The organism is Margalitia sp. FSL K6-0131, assembly GCF_038008735.1.
GTDB classification, from domain to species: domain Bacteria; phylum Bacillota; class Bacilli; order Bacillales; family Bacillaceae_C; genus Margalitia; species Margalitia shackletonii.
Genome location: NZ_JBBOZS010000001.1, coordinates 3,829,892 through 3,848,632, shown reverse-complemented (window position 1 = coordinate 3,848,632; position 18,741 = coordinate 3,829,892). Strand labels below are relative to the sequence as shown.

Annotated in this window: 15 protein-coding genes; 7 read left to right on the top strand and 8 right to left on the bottom strand. The window is 36.9% G+C overall.

The features are described 5' to 3' along the window. The first annotated feature begins 182 nt into the window (after positions 1–182). Positions 183–3,674, top strand: coding sequence for a helicase-exonuclease AddAB subunit AddB (gene addB, locus NSQ59_RS18915; RefSeq protein ID WP_340832420.1), 3,492 nt, complete (start codon positions 183–185; stop codon positions 3,672–3,674). Beyond that, a complete protein-coding gene (gene addA, locus NSQ59_RS18910) occupies positions 3,652–7,401 on the top strand; it encodes a helicase-exonuclease AddAB subunit AddA (RefSeq protein ID WP_340832419.1) in 3,750 nt (1,249 codons plus the stop codon). Before addB ends, addA begins: the two co-directional genes overlap by 23 nt. 62 nt (positions 7,402–7,463) lie before the next feature. On the opposite strand, the gene NSQ59_RS18905 is transcribed toward addA, so the two are convergent. The 6 genes from NSQ59_RS18905 to NSQ59_RS18880 all read right to left on the bottom strand — a co-directional run bounded on the left by NSQ59_RS18905 (position 7,464) and on the right by NSQ59_RS18880 (position 9,706). Next, a complete protein-coding gene (locus NSQ59_RS18905) occupies positions 7,464–7,682 on the bottom strand; it encodes a spore germination protein (protein WP_126647988.1) in 219 nt (72 codons plus the stop codon). A 65-nt stretch (positions 7,683–7,747) separates the two neighbouring features. Next, on the bottom strand, positions 7,748–8,128 hold the full coding sequence (locus NSQ59_RS18900; protein ID WP_340832418.1) for a spore germination protein GerPE: 381 nt from the start codon (positions 8,126–8,128) through the stop codon (positions 7,748–7,750). A gap of 5 nt (positions 8,129–8,133) precedes the next feature. Beyond that, a complete protein-coding gene (locus NSQ59_RS18895) occupies positions 8,134–8,313 on the bottom strand; it encodes a spore gernimation protein GerPD (protein ID WP_340832417.1) in 180 nt (59 codons plus the stop codon). Further along, positions 8,303–8,923, bottom strand: a complete 621-nt coding sequence (gerPC, locus tag NSQ59_RS18890; RefSeq protein WP_055740810.1) for a spore germination protein GerPC — start codon at positions 8,921–8,923, stop codon at positions 8,303–8,305. Before gerPC ends, NSQ59_RS18895 begins: the two co-directional genes overlap by 11 nt. Before the next feature lie 102 nt (positions 8,924–9,025). Continuing rightward, positions 9,026–9,256, bottom strand: a complete 231-nt coding sequence (locus tag NSQ59_RS18885) for a spore germination protein GerPB (protein WP_055740809.1) — start codon at positions 9,254–9,256, stop codon at positions 9,026–9,028. Between the two features lie 228 nt (positions 9,257–9,484). Further along, positions 9,485–9,706, bottom strand: coding sequence for a spore germination protein (locus tag NSQ59_RS18880; protein WP_055740808.1), 222 nt, complete (start codon positions 9,704–9,706; stop codon positions 9,485–9,487). Between the two features lie 163 nt (positions 9,707–9,869). Here NSQ59_RS18880 and NSQ59_RS18875 point away from each other — a divergent pair, with 163 nt between their 5' ends. From NSQ59_RS18875 to NSQ59_RS18860, 4 genes are all read left to right on the top strand, one after another. Further along, a complete protein-coding gene (locus tag NSQ59_RS18875) occupies positions 9,870–11,033 on the top strand; it encodes a DUF418 domain-containing protein (RefSeq protein WP_083489386.1) in 1,164 nt (387 codons plus the stop codon). 67 nt (positions 11,034–11,100) lie between these two features. Further along, entirely contained in the window at positions 11,101–11,988 is an 888-nt protein-coding gene (locus tag NSQ59_RS18870) for a fumarylacetoacetate hydrolase family protein (RefSeq protein WP_340832416.1), read from the top strand. Positions 11,989–12,079: 91 nt separating this feature from the next. Next, the gene (locus NSQ59_RS18865; RefSeq protein WP_055740806.1) at positions 12,080–12,451 is read left to right on the top strand and encodes a YisL family protein; all 372 of its coding nucleotides are present in this window, start codon (positions 12,080–12,082) and stop codon (positions 12,449–12,451) included. 125 nt (positions 12,452–12,576) lie between these two features. Next, a complete protein-coding gene (locus NSQ59_RS18860) occupies positions 12,577–15,492 on the top strand; it encodes an EAL domain-containing protein (protein ID WP_340832415.1) in 2,916 nt (971 codons plus the stop codon). 30 nt (positions 15,493–15,522) lie between these two features. On the opposite strand, the gene NSQ59_RS18855 is transcribed toward NSQ59_RS18860, so the two are convergent. Continuing rightward, a complete protein-coding gene (locus NSQ59_RS18855; protein WP_340832414.1) occupies positions 15,523–16,089 on the bottom strand; it encodes a DUF2777 family protein in 567 nt (188 codons plus the stop codon). Positions 16,090–16,289: 200 nt separating this feature from the next. Between NSQ59_RS18855 and NSQ59_RS18850 the strand changes: the two genes are divergently transcribed. After that, on the top strand, positions 16,290–17,780 hold the full coding sequence (locus tag NSQ59_RS18850) for an alpha-amylase family glycosyl hydrolase (protein WP_340832413.1): 1,491 nt from the start codon (positions 16,290–16,292) through the stop codon (positions 17,778–17,780). 68 nt (positions 17,781–17,848) lie between these two features. On the opposite strand, the gene NSQ59_RS18845 is transcribed toward NSQ59_RS18850, so the two are convergent. Next, entirely contained in the window at positions 17,849–18,721 is an 873-nt protein-coding gene (locus tag NSQ59_RS18845) for an SDR family oxidoreductase (protein WP_055740802.1), read from the bottom strand. Between the last annotated feature and the right edge of the window lie 20 nt (positions 18,722–18,741).

The window sequence follows — 18,741 nt, the reverse complement described above, 5'->3', positions numbered from 1 at the left end:
AATCGATACTTCATGATCGTTCTGTTATTATTGTGGTTTTAAAGGAAAAATAGTAATCTATTAATAAGAATATATGTTCTGATACGTATTATATCCAGTATTTTTCTCAAATATTGGCGGATGATTATATTATAATAGATACATATCTAGGAACGGTTTGTTTTGAGAGGAGATGAGTAAATATGTCTGTTCGTTTTGTGATTGGGCGTACTGGTACGGGAAAGTCGAAGCTTTTTATGGATGAAATAACGGAAAATCTTAAAGAATCCCCTAGTGGAAATCCGCTTATTTATATTGTTCCGGATCAGATGACATTCTTATCGGAATATCGTCTCATTAATACCCCGGGATTAAAGGGGATGATTCGAGCTCAAGTATTTAGTTTAACGAGGTTGGCTTGGCGAATTTTACAAGAAACTGGCGGTATCAGCAGAACGCATATTTCTAGTGCCGGCCTCAATATGCTTATTCGCAAAATAGTGGAGGATAAGAAGGACCACTTGAAGCTTTTTGGACGAGCAGCAGATAAGACAGGTTTCATTGAACATGTAGAAACGATGTTAACGGAATTCAAACGATATTGTATTAAGCCGGAAGAACTTGCAATAGAAAATCAGGAAGCACCTAATTCATTGAAGGATAAATTACATGATTTAGAGTTGATATATCACCATTTTGAAGAAGCATTACAGGGAAAGTATCTAGATACGGAAGACTATATGAGGCTATTAGCGGAATCTATTGAAAAATCTACTTATCTGCAAGATGCAGAAATATATATTGATGGTTTTCACAGCTTCACCCCGCAAGAATATATGGTGATTGGCCAATTGATGAGGGTCTGTAAACGGGTTTCTATTGCTTTAACACTTGACCAGTCATTTCGCACGGAGGAACCGGATGAATTACATTTATTCCGTATGTCTGGAGAGGCATATCATACACTCTATAAAATGGCGCTGGATGTGCAGGCAGGGGTAGAGGATGATGTTCTTCTTACTTATCCACATCGCTATGAAAATAGGAGTATCCAGTACTTAGAATCTGTATTTGAGAAAAGGCCAGCAAGACCATTCTTAGAGGATACAAAGATGCGTATTTTCCATTCTGCTAACCGCCGGGCGGAAATAGAGGGGATTGCACGAGAAATCCGCAGGCTAGTAAGGACAAAAGGCTATCGCTATATGGATTTTGCTATTCTAGTTCGGAACGGACAAGATTACCAGGATGTGATGGAGACGGTTTTCTATGACTATGAAATTCCTTATTTCATTGATCAAAAGAGACCAATGTTTCACCATCCTTTAATAGAATTGATTCGTTCAACTATAGAAACTATTAATAGTAATTGGCGCTATGAGTCCGTGTTTCGCGCAGTAAAAACCGATTTGCTGTTCCCATTAGAAAGTAATCATCATGACCTCCGAGAAAAAATGGACCGTCTTGAAAACTATGTAATTGCTTATGGGATAAAAGGTAATAAGTGGGTAAGCAAGGAAAGATGGGTATACAGAAGAATCAGGGGGCTTGAATTAGAAAATGTTCCCCAAACAGATGCGGAAAAACAGATGGAACATGAGCTAAATGAATTGCGTTTATTTATTTCAGCACCTATAAATCGATTATCCAGACGGTTAAAAAATGCGAAAAATGGACAAGAGCTCTGTGAAGCCCTATTTCTCTACTTAGAAGAGCTTGATATCCCTGCTAAACTAGAAAAACTCTGTGTCCTAGCGGAAGAAAAAGGCGATCTCGTATCAGCCAGAGAGCATGATCAAGCTTGGAACGCCGTTATCGATTTAATTGATCAATTTGTTGATATATTCGGAGAGGAAAGCATTTCCCTAAAGGAATTTGCTCTCATAATGGATGCCGGATTAGAGGCTATGAGGTTTTCACTCGTTCCTCCTGCAATTGATCAAGTTCTTGTTGCGAACCTTGAATTATCTCGGCTTTCAGATATAAAAGCAGCATTTGTTATTGGTCTTAATGATGGGGTAATGCCGGCAAGAATGAGTGAAGAAGGAATATTAGCTGACTCAGATCGTGAAGCCTTGCTTCAAAATGGAATTAAGATAGCACCTAGCAGCAAAACAAGGCTTCTTGATGAGGAGTTTATTGCCTATAAAGCATTTACGACACCTTCCAATTATTTGTACTTGTCCTATCCCTTAGCTAATGAAGAAGGTAAAGCATTATTGCCATCACCATATTTGAAAAGAATGAAGGAGCTCTTTCCGAATGCACAGGAAACGGTAGTTGTGAATGATCCATCTGAAATAAATTTCTCAGAACAGCTAGAATATGTCTCTCATCCAAATACAGCTATTGCCTTTTTAACTTCACAGCTGCAGCAAAAGAAACGCGGGTACTCTGTACCAGATTTTTGGTGGGATGTTTATAACTACTATATAAAGAGTGCAAAGTGGAAACAGCCAACGGTCCATATCTTATCGAGCCTTTTTTATCAAAATAAAGCTAAGCAGATAACGGAAAAGACAACTAAGGAACTTTATGGTGATAAAATTTTAGCAAGCGTATCAAGGATGGAGCTTTTCCATGGATGTCCGTTCTCACACTTTGCTACACATGGACTGAAACTGAGAGAAAGACAAATATATAAATTGGAAGCACCTGATATCGGTGATTTATTTCACGGTGCATTAAAATGGATATCCGATGAGATTAGGAAGCACGGATTATCATGGTCTTCTTTAACAAAGGATCAATGTAATGCTTTAGCTAAAGAGGCGGTTGCATATTTGGCTCCTAAGCTCCAGCATCAAATCCTTCTTAGCTCTAACCGCCATCATTATATTAAACGAAAGCTTGAGCAAGTAATTGGACGTGCTTCCCTTGTGTTAAGCCAGCAATCGAAGCAAAGCGGCTTTGTACCTATTGGGATGGAGCTTGATTTCGGCGCTAAGTCTGAATTGCCTCCTCTAACCTTTACGCTGAGGAATGGAACAAAAATGGAATTGCAGGGGCGTATTGATCGTGTTGATAAAGCAGAGGATGACAATGGGGTTTATTTAAGAGTAATTGATTATAAGTCAAGCGCTCGAACTCTGGACCTGACAGAAGTGTATTATGGACTGGCATTACAAATGCTTACCTATTTAGATATTGTAGTGACAAACTCCAAAACTTTAGTAGGTACAGATGGTGTACCTGCCGGAGTATTGTATTTCCATCTCCATAATCCGATTGTTAAGAGCAATAAAATTTTAACACTGGAGGAAATAGAAGAAGAGATTTTCAAGAGCTTTAAAATGAAGGGTTTAATGCTAGACGATGCAAACGTGGTTAAATTAATGGATCAATCATTGGAAAGCGGCACCTCAAAAATTGTATCTGCAGAGTTAAAAAAGGATGGAACATTATCAGCTCGATCACAGGTTGCTGGAAAAGAGGATTTTAAAATCCTTCACAACTATGTTCGAAATCTTTATGAAAAATCAGGGAATGCCATTTCTTCCGGTGTTGTGGATATAAATCCATATCAATTGAAAAAACGAACACCTTGTGAATTTTGTTCGTATAAATCCGTTTGCCAATTTGATCAATCTTTAGACGATAACCAATACAGAATTTTAACACCAGAAAAGCCTAATGATTTGCTGAATTTAATTCGAGAGGAGGTTTTGAGTGGTGAAAACAATTATTCCAATTAAGCCTGTAGATTCCACTTGGACGGATGATCAATGGAAGGCCATAATGGCAAAGGATCAAAATATATTAGTTGCCGCTGCAGCCGGATCTGGCAAAACTGCTGTACTAGTGGAAAGAATCATTCAAAAAATCATCGCTAAAGATGATCCGATTGATGTTGATCAATTACTAGTAGTAACGTTCACGAACGCTTCTGCTGCAGAAATGCGTCATCGTATTGGTGAAGCGTTGGAGAAGGAAATAGAAATCGATCCGACCTCAAACAGGTTGAGGAGACAGCTGACATTGTTGAACAGGGCTTCTATTTCCACACTGCATTCGTTTTGTTTGGAGGTTATTCGCAAATATTATTATTTAATAGATATAGACCCGGGTTTTCGAATTGCCGACGAAACAGAAAGAGAGCTGCTTCGGGACGAATGTTTAGACGACTTATTTGAAACGGAGTATGGAAAAGAAAATAATGAGGCTTTCTTCCATCTAGTGGATACTTTTACCAATGACCGCAGTGATGCTGCGTTGCAGGAATTAGTTTGCAAATTGTATGATTTTTCACGGTCTCACCCAAATCCGGATATATGGCTCGATCAATTAGTAGAAATGTATGATGTTTCAGAGGACATGGATATTGATCAACTTCCGTTTATGGAAGCACTTCGTTTTGATATTTCCTTGCAACTTGAAGGAGCTAAAGGAATGCTCGAGGAAGCATATGAAATGACGAAGCTGCCCGGGGGCCCTGCGCCTAGAGCGGAAAACTATTTGGATGATATTGAAGTCATAAGTAAAATCTTGAAAGTGACTGGCGGTTCTTGGAATCAGCTTTATGAAGCAATGAATAATTGGTCATTCGGGCGGGCAAAGCCATGTAAAGGCGATGAATATAACAAAGACCTAGTAAAAGAAGCGGATGATCTAAGAAAAAAAGCGAAAGAAACAATAGAGAAAATTCGTGATGAACTGTTTTCGCGTAAACCTGAGTATTTCTTAAAAGATATGCGCGAGATGAAAGATGTTATTTTTACCCTCGTTTTGACAGTAAAAGAATTTGCCAAAAAGTTTGAGCAAATGAAAATGGAAAAAGGAATGGTGGATTTTACAGATATAGAGCATTACTGTCTTGGCATATTAGGAAAAATGACAGAAACAGGAGAGACCTTAGAGCCGTCTGAGGCAGCGCTTGATTATCGCAACCAATTTAAAGAAGTGTTAGTGGACGAGTATCAGGATACGAATATGGTACAGGAGACCATTTTGAAACTTGTCACTCGTGTAGGGGACGAAAATGGAAATTTATTTATTGTTGGCGATGTTAAACAATCCATTTATCGCTTTCGATTAGCTGAGCCGAACCTTTTTTTAAATAAATATAACCGATTTTCCCCGTCGGGAGAAAACACAGGATTAAGAATCGATTTGTCCAAAAACTTCAGAAGCAGACAAGAGGTATTGGCAGGAACAAATTATCTCTTTAAACAAATCATGGGGGAAAATGTTGGGGAAATAAATTATGATCCTCAAGCCGAGCTTGTAAAGGGCGCTTCATATCCGGAAGATTCCCAATATCCGATAGAATTGGCTTTTATAGATCTGGAAGATAGTAAAGGCGATGATTCGGAAGAGTACACGGAAATGAATGATGAGTTTGATAAAATAGATTTAGAGAAATCTCAGCTTGAGGCGCGTTTCATGGCGCAGAAAATTAAGAAACTAATAAGTGAACAAAAGGAAGTATTCAATCCTAAAACGGGCACCTATCGACCAATTCAATATCGGGATATTGTTATTTTACTTCGTTCCATGTCGTGGGCCCCAGAAATTATGGAGGAGTTTAAGTTAGCTGGAATCCCGATATATGCAAATCTTTCAACGGGATATTTTGAAGCAACAGAAGTGAGTATTGTTATGTCTTTGTTGAAAGTGATTGATAACCCATTTCAGGACATTCCTCTTGCAGGAGTGTTAAGATCTCCTATTGTTGGGTTAGATGAGGAACAATTAGCAACGATTCGCATTCATTCAAAGCAAGGGACATATTATGAAGCGCTTGTATCATTTTTAAAAGAGAGGCCGACAGAAGAAACGGAAGAGATATATGAAAAGCTCAACCGCTTTACCAAAAAGTTAAGTATTTGGCGAGATAATGCAAGGGTGGGTGCCTTAACTGACTTAATCTGGCAAATATATCGGGATACTCATTTTTATGACTTTGTCGGTGGATTACCTGGAGGGAAGCAACGACAGGCAAATCTGAGATCTTTATATGATCGTGCTAGGCAATATGAGTCAACCTCTTTCAGAGGCTTATTCCGATTTTTGCGGTTTATCGAAAGAATGCAAGAAAAAGGAAATGATCTTGGTGCTGCAAGAGCAATAAGTGAACAGGAGGATGTGGTCCGAATGATGACCATTCACTCCAGTAAAGGGTTAGAATTTCCAATTGTCTTTGTTGCCGGTTTATCGCGAAAATTTAACATGATGGATATACAGCATTCGTATTTATTTGATAAAGAATTTGGATTTGCGTGCAAGTATATGAATGTTGAGAAAAGAATTACCTATCCATCATTGCCTCAGCTTGCTTTTAAAAGAAAGAAAAAATTGGAAACTTTATCCGAGGAGATGCGTGTTCTTTATGTCGCATTAACGAGGGCAAAGGAAAAGTTATATTTAGTCAGCACCTTAAAAAGTGCTCAAAAATCGATTGGAAAATGGAAAAAGAATGGATTACATGTTGATTGGCTGTTGAAGGATGACGTAAGAGCAAGAGCAACATCCTATATTGATTGGATAGGACCTGCATTAGTTCGTCATCATGATTCACCACTTGCTGATGGGAAGGAATGTTTGGTAGAGGAAATCTGGAACCATCCATCAAAATGGAAAATTATGATTCATTCAAAAAAAGAATTCATGCAAATGGAAACGGTACAGGCTGAATCGTTGAATTGGAAAGAAACGGTGAAACATGGAGAGGCTATGAGCATACAGACGGAAAATAAAGAACAAATTTACAAAAGGTTGGATTGGTCCTATTTCCATGCTGCTTCCACAATTAGACGTTCGAAACAGTCCGTTTCGGAAGTGAAACGTATGTATGAGGTTCGCGACGATGCTTCTAGTTCGGAAGTAGTGAAAGCTTTTGAAAAGCCAATATCCGGACGTCCGAGATTTATGCGGGAGAAGAAACTTTCTCCAGCTGAAAAGGGGACGGTATTGCACATGGTAATGCAACATGTACCATTACATGAAATGCCGACGATTCATTCCATTGAAATACTACTCGAAGACATGGTGAAAAAGGAGCTTCTCACAAGTGACCAAATTAGTGTGGTGGAGCCGGAAAATGTCGTTCGATTTTTTGAAACAGAGCTAGGACAGCTAATGTTAAAATCGAAAATGGTAAAAAGGGAGGTTCCTTTCAGTTTAGCAGTACCTGCTTCTGAAATGTATCAAGATCATACATTAAAGGATGAGTCTATCCTGATTCAAGGGGTTATCGACTGTTTGATAGAAGAAAAGGACCATATTATTTTGCTTGATTATAAAACAGACGGAATTTATGACCGATTTAAAGGTGGTTTTGAGGAGGCAAAGCCTGTTTTGGAAAAAAGATATAAAACGCAGCTCGATTTTTATGAAAAAGCCCTGCAGGACATTTTACAAAAGTGCGTAAAAGGCAAATATCTTTATTTCTTCGACGGCGGCCATCTCTTACAGTTGGGATAAGGGGACCTGTCCCCCATTCCCACGAAAAAACAAAGGCTTTGATCACTTGTGACAAAGCCTTTTTAATTATTTCCGATAATTGGTTGGTCAAGTACTGAATAATTAAATGTATTATTTAAGCTGAGAAAATTATTGTTAATGACTATTACTCCTGTTGTAAAAGCTCCGGAACCGGAGGATATTTTTGTATTTGATTTTGGAGAAGTAAAGGCAGAATCTCCGAATTGCGTAACTCCGCCGCTCATATTGACAATCTGTAATGGCCCGATAATTGCAGGCATGAAAAACATCCTTTTTTCATTTAGTCTTCATGTTCCACATACTATGCGGAAAGTTTCCAGGACGTTCAACTTTCAGGAGCGCTTTTTAACTGACGAACATGGTGTGTTCTTGCTTCTAGGTAAGCATCTCCAATAGTGCCTATTTGAAAAAGAGAAGCGGTGGATATACCGATAATTCTTACACGATCAACTTTAATTACAGGGTCAATGTTATAACGGTGAAATTGTATATTTTCTGTGATAGGAGGAATTGGTATCAATTCACTAAAAATGGGGAAATCCTCAAAAGGAGCTTCAAATCCAAAAAATAATTCTTCCTCGCGCTGGACGGCAAAGGCTCTCGAATTTGCTTTAATATGAGTGGTATCTCCTACATGAACATTCGAGCTAAAAACGACATCATTAATTTTACATTCTTGAACGACAGAACTTCTAATTCCCTCCATTTCCCCTATCCTCTTGGAGTAAATGGCACGAAAGGTCCAATAATAAGCGATTCTGCAGGTGTATCAAATGTGGAGGCCTGCTGAATACTTTCTGCATCTCCGATAATAAAAAGGGAAGAGCTGGCAATCCCGATAATTTCAATATTTTCAACATGTAATTCTCGATTAATAACATTAAGTTCCATTCGAATTTCCTCCATTCAAGTTGTTTGGAAGCTTGGAGATAAACATAAAGACTGCCTGATCTATATCAGCCTTCATTTTTTGATAAACTTGGTTTAATAAATCTTCTTTGGATGTATTACCAAGATTTTGCCCGGCCAGGATATTAAGATAATGATCCACTCTTTGCGGAATTTGTTTCTGGAGATCATCAATAATAAAATCTTGATATTGCTGATCCAGTGTCATTCCTAATTGTTGTTCAGTGTCATTAATAACCATGTGTATATCGTTTCCTGCATAATGATTTAGTTTACTTATTAGTTCTTGTCTAAAATCGGGGTCAGATACTATTGGTGGGTTATGCGGATTATTTTGAGGTATATCCATATCCTCAATGGTTTCCGTTAAGTCTGCTGGATTTAATCCGATGTTTAAAGTACCATCCAATTTTTCAATTTTTAATTGATCAAATTTATATTCTAATCTTTCCACATTAATGGGAGGCTTTTCTTTTAAAGCTTCCACCTCTTTTTTCAATTCCTTCAGCATTTTTTCAAATCGGGATATTTTTTTTTCTTGATGATGGATATATTGATAAAGTTGTTGTATATATGCATGAATATCTACCATTGTGATAACCTCTCTTTTTATCAATATTTATCCCTTTAAAAAAATAAAGGATGTATAATGAAATCAACCCTAAGACGGTAAGGTGTTTCTATAAGCAATTTTTTATCTAGGCCCTCCGGAAGTTTGAAATGGTACCACAAATGTAGTGGGCTGTCCTCCAGTAGTTGTTGCTGTGCCGGGAGTCGGAGCAGGTCTAATAAAACCTCCAGTATTATATAAATAGGAAGCTGGTTTAATGATCCCTGCACTCCCAATCTGAAAAACGGAAGAATTGGAAATACCACCGATTTTTATCATGCGGATTTGAATGGTTTGTTGTAAATAAATTTTCATGGGTACCACCTTTTTGTGCAAGTATAGAATTGTATTAAAATGTTTTTATATAAATTATTTGACTGGTGTAGTCCTTATCTAGCTTCGGAGCCTATCGGTTGGCGGATTTCTGCGTCTTCTCCCTACGATAAGTCAACATTGACTCGTGAATTGCCTCGCTGTGATTCCCTTGGTCTCGCCTGCGACTACGAAATCTGCACGCCGATGAACAAGGCCCTTACTTTGTGATTAGAAATTCAAATAATTTCCTTGATCTAATCCGTCTATGTCAAATGTATTAGTCGCCGATTGCTGATTTTGAATCGTTAACGTTTCTCCTGTGTTAAATGATCCCGCGCCAGCAAACGTTTTAACAGATGCGTTTGGAATAATTTGAAATACATCACCAATATTAAATACACCGCTCGAACCAATATTCATAATTTGAACGGCACCAACAAATCCAGGCATCACCGTTCACATCCTTTTGATTTAAATTTATTGCGTAGAAATAGGCATTTCACTTATATTCCATATCATATGAGTGATTTAATGAAAGGTGATTAATTAGCCTAAATGTACATCACGTTGTAAAATGGAATGGTGAATAAATAATAATGCATGAGGTAAAAATATGAAGTTGCAAATGGAACCGTTACATAAAGAAAAAAGAATTTCCACTTTAGATGTATTAAGAGGAATCAGTCTTTTGGGAATTGTGATTGTAAATATAATTTCTTTTAATGCGCCTGTCCTATACTATAATCCATACGAATGGTGGAAGGATGGTGATGCAGCGGTTTACAAGTGGGTTGAAATTATATTTCAATCAAGCTTTTATCCCATCTTTGCGATGATGTTTGGATACGGAAGCGGTATTTTACGTGATCGAATAAAGGAGAAAGGACTAACCTTTTCAAAAATATATATAAAAAGGTTACTATTCTTGTTATTGATAGGGTTACTTCATGCCTTTTTAATTTGGTCTGGCGATATATTGGCAAATTACGCAATATACGGAATGCTGTTAATGGTTTTATTAGAATTATCAGGAGAAGTGCTTATGATCAGCGGTATTATGCTTTTTCTGATTCCAAATTTATTGTTCATTTTATACATATTGGTAAATGCGCTAATCGATCCGAATACGACATTAATGTATGCAGATATTGCGAACGTAAATAAAGCTTTCAACGCGTATACCACAGGAAGCTACTGGGAAATCACGAAGCAAAGGGTGGAAGATTGGACAGCTGTAAATGGATCATCCAATCTTTTTTTCTCCGTTTTCTCTATCTTGCCCTTAATGATGATTGGAGCCGGTGCTTCTAAAATGAAATGGCTACAAAATGCAAAAACACATAAGCGGAAATGGTTGTTCCTTTTTATCGTATCTTTTATCGTAGGAATCTTTTTAAAATCCTTGCCAGTAATAATTGATTCTAATCTTGCTTTTAAGCTTGTACAACAATCAATTGGGGGAACGATTTTTAGTTTTGCGATTGTGGCTTTCATTGTTCTGCTGATGACGAATCGTATTTGTGAAAAAATTTTACGGCCAATAGCAGCGGCAGGAAGAATGTCTCTGACGATTTATTTAGTTCAATCGATTGTAGGGTCGCTGATTTTCTATCATTATGGACTTGGCTTGTATGGAGGGCTTACTCTGCTATCCTGTGTAATGATAGGGATATTTATTTATATTATTCAAGTGATTTTAGCGGAAATTTGGTTTATAAAGTTTCAATATGGTCCATTGGAGAAAGTATGGCGTATGGTAACATACGGGAAAAAATAATAGAGGAATTCACTGAAAAAGGCAGAATATTTAACAATAAAATAATAAAATTAAAGGTGGAAATAGTATGAAGCTATTAACATTTAAAAAAGAAAACAAGGAACAATTTGGAGTGCTGAATGAGAGCACGGGAGATATATTAAATGTTTCTCAGTTAGCATTAAATGACCATCCATCGTTACCTGCCTCCATACTAGAGGCAATTGAAAAAGGCGACCAATTTATTATGAATATGAAGGAATTAATGGAGAAAGAAGATTTATCCGCTTTTTATGAAAATGTGGATTCCATTGAGTGGCTTTCCCCAATCCCGAAACCTCAAAAAAACATAATGTGTGTAGGGAAAAATTATCGTGATCATGCGATTGAAATGGGGAGTGAGGCAGATATTCCTAAGAATGTCATTGTCTTTACGAAAGCGCCAACTACCGTTACCAGTCATTTATCAGAGGTAGAATCCCATAGTGAAATTACCAATCAATTAGATTATGAAGGTGAGTTAGCTGTCATAATTGGAAAGAAAGGACGAAGTATAAGCAGGGATGAAGCGCTTGAATATGTATTTGGCTATACGATAATTAACGATGTAACTGCACGCGATATTCAAAAGCGTCATAATCAATATTTTATCGGTAAAAGCTTAGATGGAACATGCCCAATGGGACCTTGGATTGTTCATCATTCTGCAATAGAAAATCCGAATCAATTAAATATTGTTACAAAGGTGAATGATGAAGTCCGCCAAAATTCTAATACAAAACATTTCATTTTTCCAGTCGAAGAAATTATCTCTGTACTTTCAAAGGGAATGACGCTGGAACCAGGTGATATTATTGCTACTGGAACGCCAGCAGGTGTAGGAAATGGGTTCAATCCTCCGAAATTTTTAGCATCTGGAGACAGAATCGATATAACAGTTGAAGGAATAGGAACTTTGACAAATGTGGTAAAATAATCTGTAAAATATATCTATTGATCTGGCATTATGATAATATTGGATGAGTCATATAATGCTTATTAATAAAAAAATGTTAGGAGGTTAAAAAATGCTTACTCGTACAGATGCCCATGTCACTACTTGGGTCATTGCGATTATTCTTTTTATCGTGGCATTGCTTTTACATAAGGCTGGTAGAGAAAAGGCAGCAAAAATCGTTCATATGATAGTTCGCCTATTCTACATTTTAGTTATTATTACTGGTGCGTTACTGTTCTTCAATAACCAATCCATAAATCCGGGACTATACGGTGTTAAATTACTTGTTGGATTACTTGTTGTCGTATTAATGGAAATGATTTTAGTAAGAACGGTGAATAAAAAAGGTACCGGACTTTTATGGGTGTTGTTTATCATACTATTTCTAGCTGTACTTTATATTGGATTAAGGCTGCCAATGGGCTGGCATCCATTCGCATAAAGAGGAAGTCGCTCTGGAATGAGCGGCTTTTATTTTTGGGTAAATATCGACAATATATTACAAATATATTACAATAATAATAGTATGAATATTTTAATTATTGTCAAGTCAAGGTGGTGAGCAATTTGGCAAAATCGTTTCAGTCTTTATTCGAAAATCAATCTCAGCTCCAGTCATTTATCGAAGAAAACGAACTTCCGCAGTATCCTGTTTTATGCGTTCACATATCCGCCGGTAAAATGGATTTAACAGAAATCGGGAATCTAATTACATCTATTAAGCATTTACTTCCACAAGCTGTAATTGTGGGATGTAGTTCTGCTGAGAAGATATTACATAATACTATTCTCTCCGATAAGCCTGTGATCACTTTCACCACCTATGAGAAAACAAAAGTCCATTCCGTAATTCTTGAAATGAACAATAATATAGATTTGCTAGCAATTGTGGAAAAAATAACCGCAGAATATGTAACCTCTGAAACGAAGATGATACAGCTATTTACCAATCAGAAATTAGGGGATATTGACATTATATTAGATGATTTTCACAGGCTGAACCCCGATGTCTTCATCATTGGTTGTAATACCTCTGATCTAATAAAGGATAATTCCTATTTATTCACGGATAAAGGAATAGTGAATAATGGAATAGTGTTTCTATTATTTGATAATCAGGATTTGCTAATTGAAACAATGGAAAATGGAGAGTGGTCAGAAATCGGCTTCTCTTTTAAAGTTACAAAAGCTAAAGGAAATTTATTATATGAAATAAACGGAAAGAAGTCTCTACATATATTGAAACAGTACTTGGGGAAACCGTTTATTCAGCGTCTCCCTAGTTCAAGCTTTCATATTCCATTTTTAATCTATCGAAACGAAAGAAAACACATTGCTTTTATTCGTAATGTCTATGAAGCAAGTACGATTGAATTATCTATCCCTGTTATAGAAGGGGACAGGATATCATTTGCGATTCAAAATTTGGAGGAACTATTTTCGACCTCTCAAAAGGGGTTAAAAAGGCTGAAAAAAAAGCCAGCGGACACCATTCTTGCTTTTCATTGTGCTTATAAAATAGATGGCATGGAGCATCTAATTAAGTATAATAGAGAAGTTTTAAAACAGAATGCTCCTGTAACAGATTTTTATTGCTATGATGATATTGGATATCGATCGAAAAATCAGCCTAAACCATTATCACCATCATCTATTTATTTAGCGATATCCGAATCAAATGCAGTGAATAAGCTGATGCCAGAGAATCCATTTATAATACCCGCTGCAACATATTCCATCACAGCATTAACAAATCTTGTCAATGAAACGGCAAAGGATGTTAAAATATACAAAGAGAATGCCAGGAATTTGGAAGCCTACTATCATGCTTTATATGAAAATAATATGGATGTAGCTTACACACTGGATTTAAAGGGTAATTTTACCAGTGTAAATCAATCCTTTGAAAAAGCAATAGGATATACGTCGGCCGAACTAAAGGGAAAAAGTTCAATAAGGCTAGTTACGGATAATGATATCCCAAAGGTACAACGTCATTTTCGCCGAACAATAGGTGGAAAAATACAATACTATAAGGTAAGTATAAAAACTAAAATGGACAGAATAGAGTCTTTTCATATTAAAAATATCCCAGTTATGGTGAATGGTGAATGTGTAGGTGTATTCGGAATTGGGAGGGACATTAGCGAAAATATAAGATTTGAAGAGAAAATTTCGCAGCTGGCAAACTATGATGAAGGAACAGGATTGCCTAATCGAACAAAATTTAATGAAATTTTGGAAGAAATGCTGCGAAGGGCAAAGAAGAAGCGGCGGGCTCTTGCTATTCTTTTTTTGGATATCGATCGCTTTAAAATGGTGAATGACACTTTAGGGCATTATGCAGGGGACTTAATATTAAAAGAGCTTGCAATTAGGATGAAGAATGAACTTTCTAATGGTGCTTACCTTGGTAGATTTACTAGTGACAAGTTTAGTATTTTATTAACGAAGGAATCAAATCCGGAAGCGATCATTCAAATCGGAAAACAGTTATTAAAGCTGGTGGAGAAGCCTTTTTCTTATCAAAAGAAAGAATTTTTTCTCAGTGCAAGCATTGGGATTAGCATGTATCCTTATGACGGTGATCAGAGTGAGCATTTATTGAAAAATGCTGATATAGCCTTAAGTCGAGCAAAATTACTAGGTGGAAATGGAATGGTCTTTTTCTCCGATGAAATGAATCAGGAAACACTTCATCGTGTGGAGATGGAGAGTCAATTAAGAAGGGCGATAAAAAATAATGAATTATTTCTTACCTTTCAACCGATTATTGACAGTTCAAGTCATCAAATGAAATCCTGCGAAGCGTTAATTCGGTGGAAGCATCCGGAACGGGGAATTATCCCACCATTTGAATTTATCCCGCTCGCAGAGGAAACTGGACTCATCCATTCAATAGGAAAATGGGTGCTGAAAACAGCTTGCAAACAAATGAAAGAGTGGCATAATGAAGGGTTGACAGATGCTAGTATTTCTATTAATGTTTCCGCTTCGCAATTTCAAAATAGATGGTTCATAGAAGATGTAAAAAATGCTCTGGCTTATTCTGACCTGGATTCCAAATATCTACATCTTGAACTTACTGAGTCTGTAATGTTGAATGATTCCATTAAAACGATTGATACAATGCATGCCCTGCGGAATATTGGGGTAAAAATATCGATTGATGATTTTGGAACTGGATATTCATCCCTAAGTTATTTACGCCATTTGCCAATTCATCTATTAAAAATAGATAAATCATTTATACAAAATTTAGATGTTCAAACCCCGGATTTTGCTATTGTTCATTCTATTATGACGATGGGGCAAGGACTTGGACTCGAGGTTATTGCAGAAGGCGTCGAGACAGATAAGCAGTTTGCTATTTTAAAGAACATGAACTGCCATTATATCCAAGGGTATTTAATTGAAAAACCAATGGATTCTGCCCGAATGAAAGAGTGGCTGCAAAATTATCGTTATATTGGTCAAAAATAGCGAAAACGTCTATCTTGAGATAGACGTTTTTTATAAATTTGAGATTTTTTCAACAATCGTTCTTTTCCCTGTACTTAATGTAAATTCAAAACGATCTTGGCACTCTTGTTCGTATGTAAAATGATGCTGTACATTGCAAATGCATTCTCCATTGTCGAATATCAAAAAATTAACGCCGTTTCGGTTTTCCTCTTCATCAAGATAGGATAATTGATTATGACCATAAATACAATCATAAATGGAGAAGTCCAATAGGTTCAGGTTATAAATAAAATAAAATAGTACATCGTCCGTGAGTTCATTTAATAATATTTCCAAAGCAAACGTAATTTGTTTTCGTATTCTAATTTTCATTTTATCTTGGAGGAAAAGAGTGGAAGTAGGCAAAGTGATTTTTCCATCCTCCTCTAATATACCTCTCAACCACTGATGCCTATGGAAGATTTCTACCTCTTGCAAGGAATATTGCTCCAGCATAAACGCTTCATCAGTTTCTTCATCAAAGAAAACCCACTGATCATTGATGTTCTCAATACTCCCGGTGATAAAGGCACGATTTTGGTTTTTGATTAGATGATTTCTTTGCTGTTGGTCCATCGATTACCCTCCATTCGTCAACCTTGCTATATATTCTTTGTTGACAAAGCGAGGGTAATTCATACCTCTATTTCTCTTGTGGTCAAATAAAAGTCAAAGAATATGTAGATATTTAAGAATTAACTTTAGAATTGTTTGACTATCTGTACTATTAAGGGATAATCTTATTTCATGAGGCTATTTTTTAGGAGGAACGGGGTATGTTGAAAAAGGTTTTAGCATTTTGCATCATTCCGTTGCTCATTTTTTGTGCAGTACCTGCGAATGCTGCGGGAAAAGAGCAACGAGATTGGCAGAGTCAAAATGTGTACTATTTAATCGTCGACCGCTTTAATAATGGGGACGATTCTAATGATTACAACACGAATACAAAAAAAGATTTAAGTTTTCAAGGCGGCGACTTTCAAGGGATTATCGACCGACTCGACTACATAAAAGATTTAGGTTTTACAGCCATTTTACTAAATCCCATTTTCGATAATGACTCAAATGGCTATGCCGGTGATCGAATAACCAACTTCTTTAAAACGGACGAACATTACGGATCCATGAAAAAATTTCAGCAGCTTGTGAAAGAAGCTCATAAGAAAAAGATGAAGGTCATGCTTAATTTTGTAACAAATCAAATAAGTCCTGATCATCCATGGGTTAAGGATCCAACAAAAAGCGATTGGTTAAAAGGGAAAACCAAAGATGGCATGATTGTCTTAAATCAAAATAACCCGGATGTGAACCAATACTTTATTAAAGCAGGAAAATGGTGGGTACAAAAAACGGGCATCGATGGTTATTATTTAAGTAATGTAGAAGATGCACCAATCAGCTTTTGGAAGGATTTCAATTCTGCAGTTAGATCGGTGAACAAAGATTTTTTCTTACTGGGCGATGTCCATACTAACAATGTCAAGACGATCAAAACATACGAACAGGCTGGATTTGATGGTTTTTATGATAATCCTCAGAATCAGCCATTGCGAAATGCATTCTCAAATATTAATGAGTCTGCAACGTCTTTGATGGATATATTGAAGAAAAACAAACATACATATAATTCAGACACAATAAATGCAATTTATTTTGATAATCCATATATGACGCGCTTTACACGTGACATGGTGAACGCTAATAAATATCCAGGCACAAGATGGAAGCTTGCATTAACGTATATGTATACGCAGCCGGAGATGCCTGTTATGTATTATGGATCAGAAATCGCGATTGATGGCGGAAATGCACCTGAAAATCGCAAAATGATGAATTTCCGCGCGGATAAGGACCTTATGGACTATATGACGCAAATTTCCGATTTAAGGGCGAAAAACCCGGCACTGGTAAAAGGGACATTCACACCGCTTTATGATAAAAATGGAATGACCATTTATAAAAGGGAATATAAGGGCGATATCAACATCGTTGCAATCAATAACACAAATTCCACTCAAGGTATTTCCATTGATGCTTCCCAGTTTAAAGGGGATAAAGAATTGCACGGACTTTTGGAAGGCGGAATTATCCGGACAGATAATGGTAAATTTAAGCTTGTTCTCGAACGGGAAACCTCAGAAATATACAGAGTGGTTGATAAAACGGGAATTAATTTCGGCTTCATCAGCGTATTAGTCATTGTTTGGGTTCTTTTCTTTGCTTTTATTATTGCTGCGAAGAAAAGGGGAAAACGAAATGCCAATTAAATAACAGAAAAAGAGGTTGTCTTCAGTGTTTATACACTTTAAGGGTAACCTCTTTTTCATTCTATATTTTATCCATTTACAATCGTTCCGCCATTCACATGAATCATCTGCCCCGTTACATAGCTGGAATCCTCTGATGCTAAATAAACGTATGCTGGTGCAAGCTCATATGGCTGTCCTGGTCTTCCAAACGGCACATTTCCACCGAATGTTTCGACTTGTTCCTCAGGGAATGTAGAAGGAATAAGCGGGGTCCATATAGGTCCAGGAGCAACACCGTTCACGCGAATTCCTTTTTGTACTAATGAGAGAGCTAATGAGCGAGTAAAGGTAACAATTGCACCTTTTGTAGCCGAATAGTCGATTAACTGCTCATTCCCTTGATATGCTGTAATGGAAGCCGTATTAATGATTGCACTTCCCTTTGAAAAATGGGGAAGGACAGCTTTTGTCATGTAAAAGAATGAAAAAATATTCGTTTGAAAAGTTCTTTGTAATTGATCAGCTGTTATATTCAAAATGCTTTGCTGTGGGTGCTGTTCTGCGGCGTTGTTCACTAGAATATCTACTTTTCCAAACTGATCTACCGCTTTTTTTACTGCATCCATGCAATGCTGTTCATCACCGATATCTCCTGGGATAAGAAGACATTCCCGATTTTCTTTTTGAATCAGCGTTAATGTTTCCTTCGCATCGTCATGTTCGTTTAAATAACAAATGGCAACATCGGCGCCTTCTTTAGCAAAATAGAGTGCAACAGCCTTGCCAATCCCGCTGTCCCCACCTGTAATAATCGCTGTCTTTCCAGCTAATTTTCCGCTCCCCTTATAACCAGGATTCATAGATTTTGGCAAAGGATTCATCTTCGATTCAGTACCCGGCTGTGTATTTTGATGTTGTTTCGGCATCGTTTTTTTCGGTTGATTTTGTCCAGTACTCATCATTTCAACTCCATCCTAGA

Excerpts from the sequence above, each read along its gene's own strand:
- NSQ59_RS18865 (WP_055740806.1), top strand. The coding sequence starts at position 12,080 with ATGCTTACTCGTACAGATGCCCATGTCACTACTTGGGTCATTGCGATT.
- NSQ59_RS18900 (WP_340832418.1), bottom strand. The coding sequence starts at position 8,128 with ATGGAGGGAATTAGAAGTTCTGTCGTTCAAGAATGTAAAATTAATGAT.
- NSQ59_RS18880 (WP_055740808.1), bottom strand. The coding sequence starts at position 9,706 with ATGCCTGGATTTGTTGGTGCCGTTCAAATTATGAATATTGGTTCGAGC.
- NSQ59_RS18885 (WP_055740809.1), bottom strand. The coding sequence starts at position 9,256 with ATGAAAATTTATTTACAACAAACCATTCAAATCCGCATGATAAAAATC.
- NSQ59_RS18875 (WP_083489386.1), top strand. The coding sequence starts at position 9,870 with ATGAAGTTGCAAATGGAACCGTTACATAAAGAAAAAAGAATTTCCACT.
- NSQ59_RS18895 (WP_340832417.1), bottom strand. The coding sequence starts at position 8,313 with ATGGAACTTAATGTTATTAATCGAGAATTACATGTTGAAAATATTGAA.
- NSQ59_RS18845 (WP_055740802.1), bottom strand. The coding sequence starts at position 18,721 with ATGAGTACTGGACAAAATCAACCGAAAAAAACGATGCCGAAACAACAT.
- NSQ59_RS18850 (WP_340832413.1), top strand. The coding sequence starts at position 16,290 with ATGTTGAAAAAGGTTTTAGCATTTTGCATCATTCCGTTGCTCATTTTT.
- NSQ59_RS18855 (WP_340832414.1), bottom strand. The coding sequence starts at position 16,089 with ATGGACCAACAGCAAAGAAATCATCTAATCAAAAACCAAAATCGTGCC.
- NSQ59_RS18870 (WP_340832416.1), top strand. The coding sequence starts at position 11,101 with ATGAAGCTATTAACATTTAAAAAAGAAAACAAGGAACAATTTGGAGTG.
- NSQ59_RS18905 (WP_126647988.1), bottom strand. The coding sequence starts at position 7,682 with ATGCCTGCAATTATCGGGCCATTACAGATTGTCAATATGAGCGGCGGA.
- addB (WP_340832420.1), top strand. The coding sequence starts at position 183 with ATGTCTGTTCGTTTTGTGATTGGGCGTACTGGTACGGGAAAGTCGAAG.
- gerPC (WP_055740810.1), bottom strand. The coding sequence starts at position 8,923 with ATGGTAGATATTCATGCATATATACAACAACTTTATCAATATATCCAT.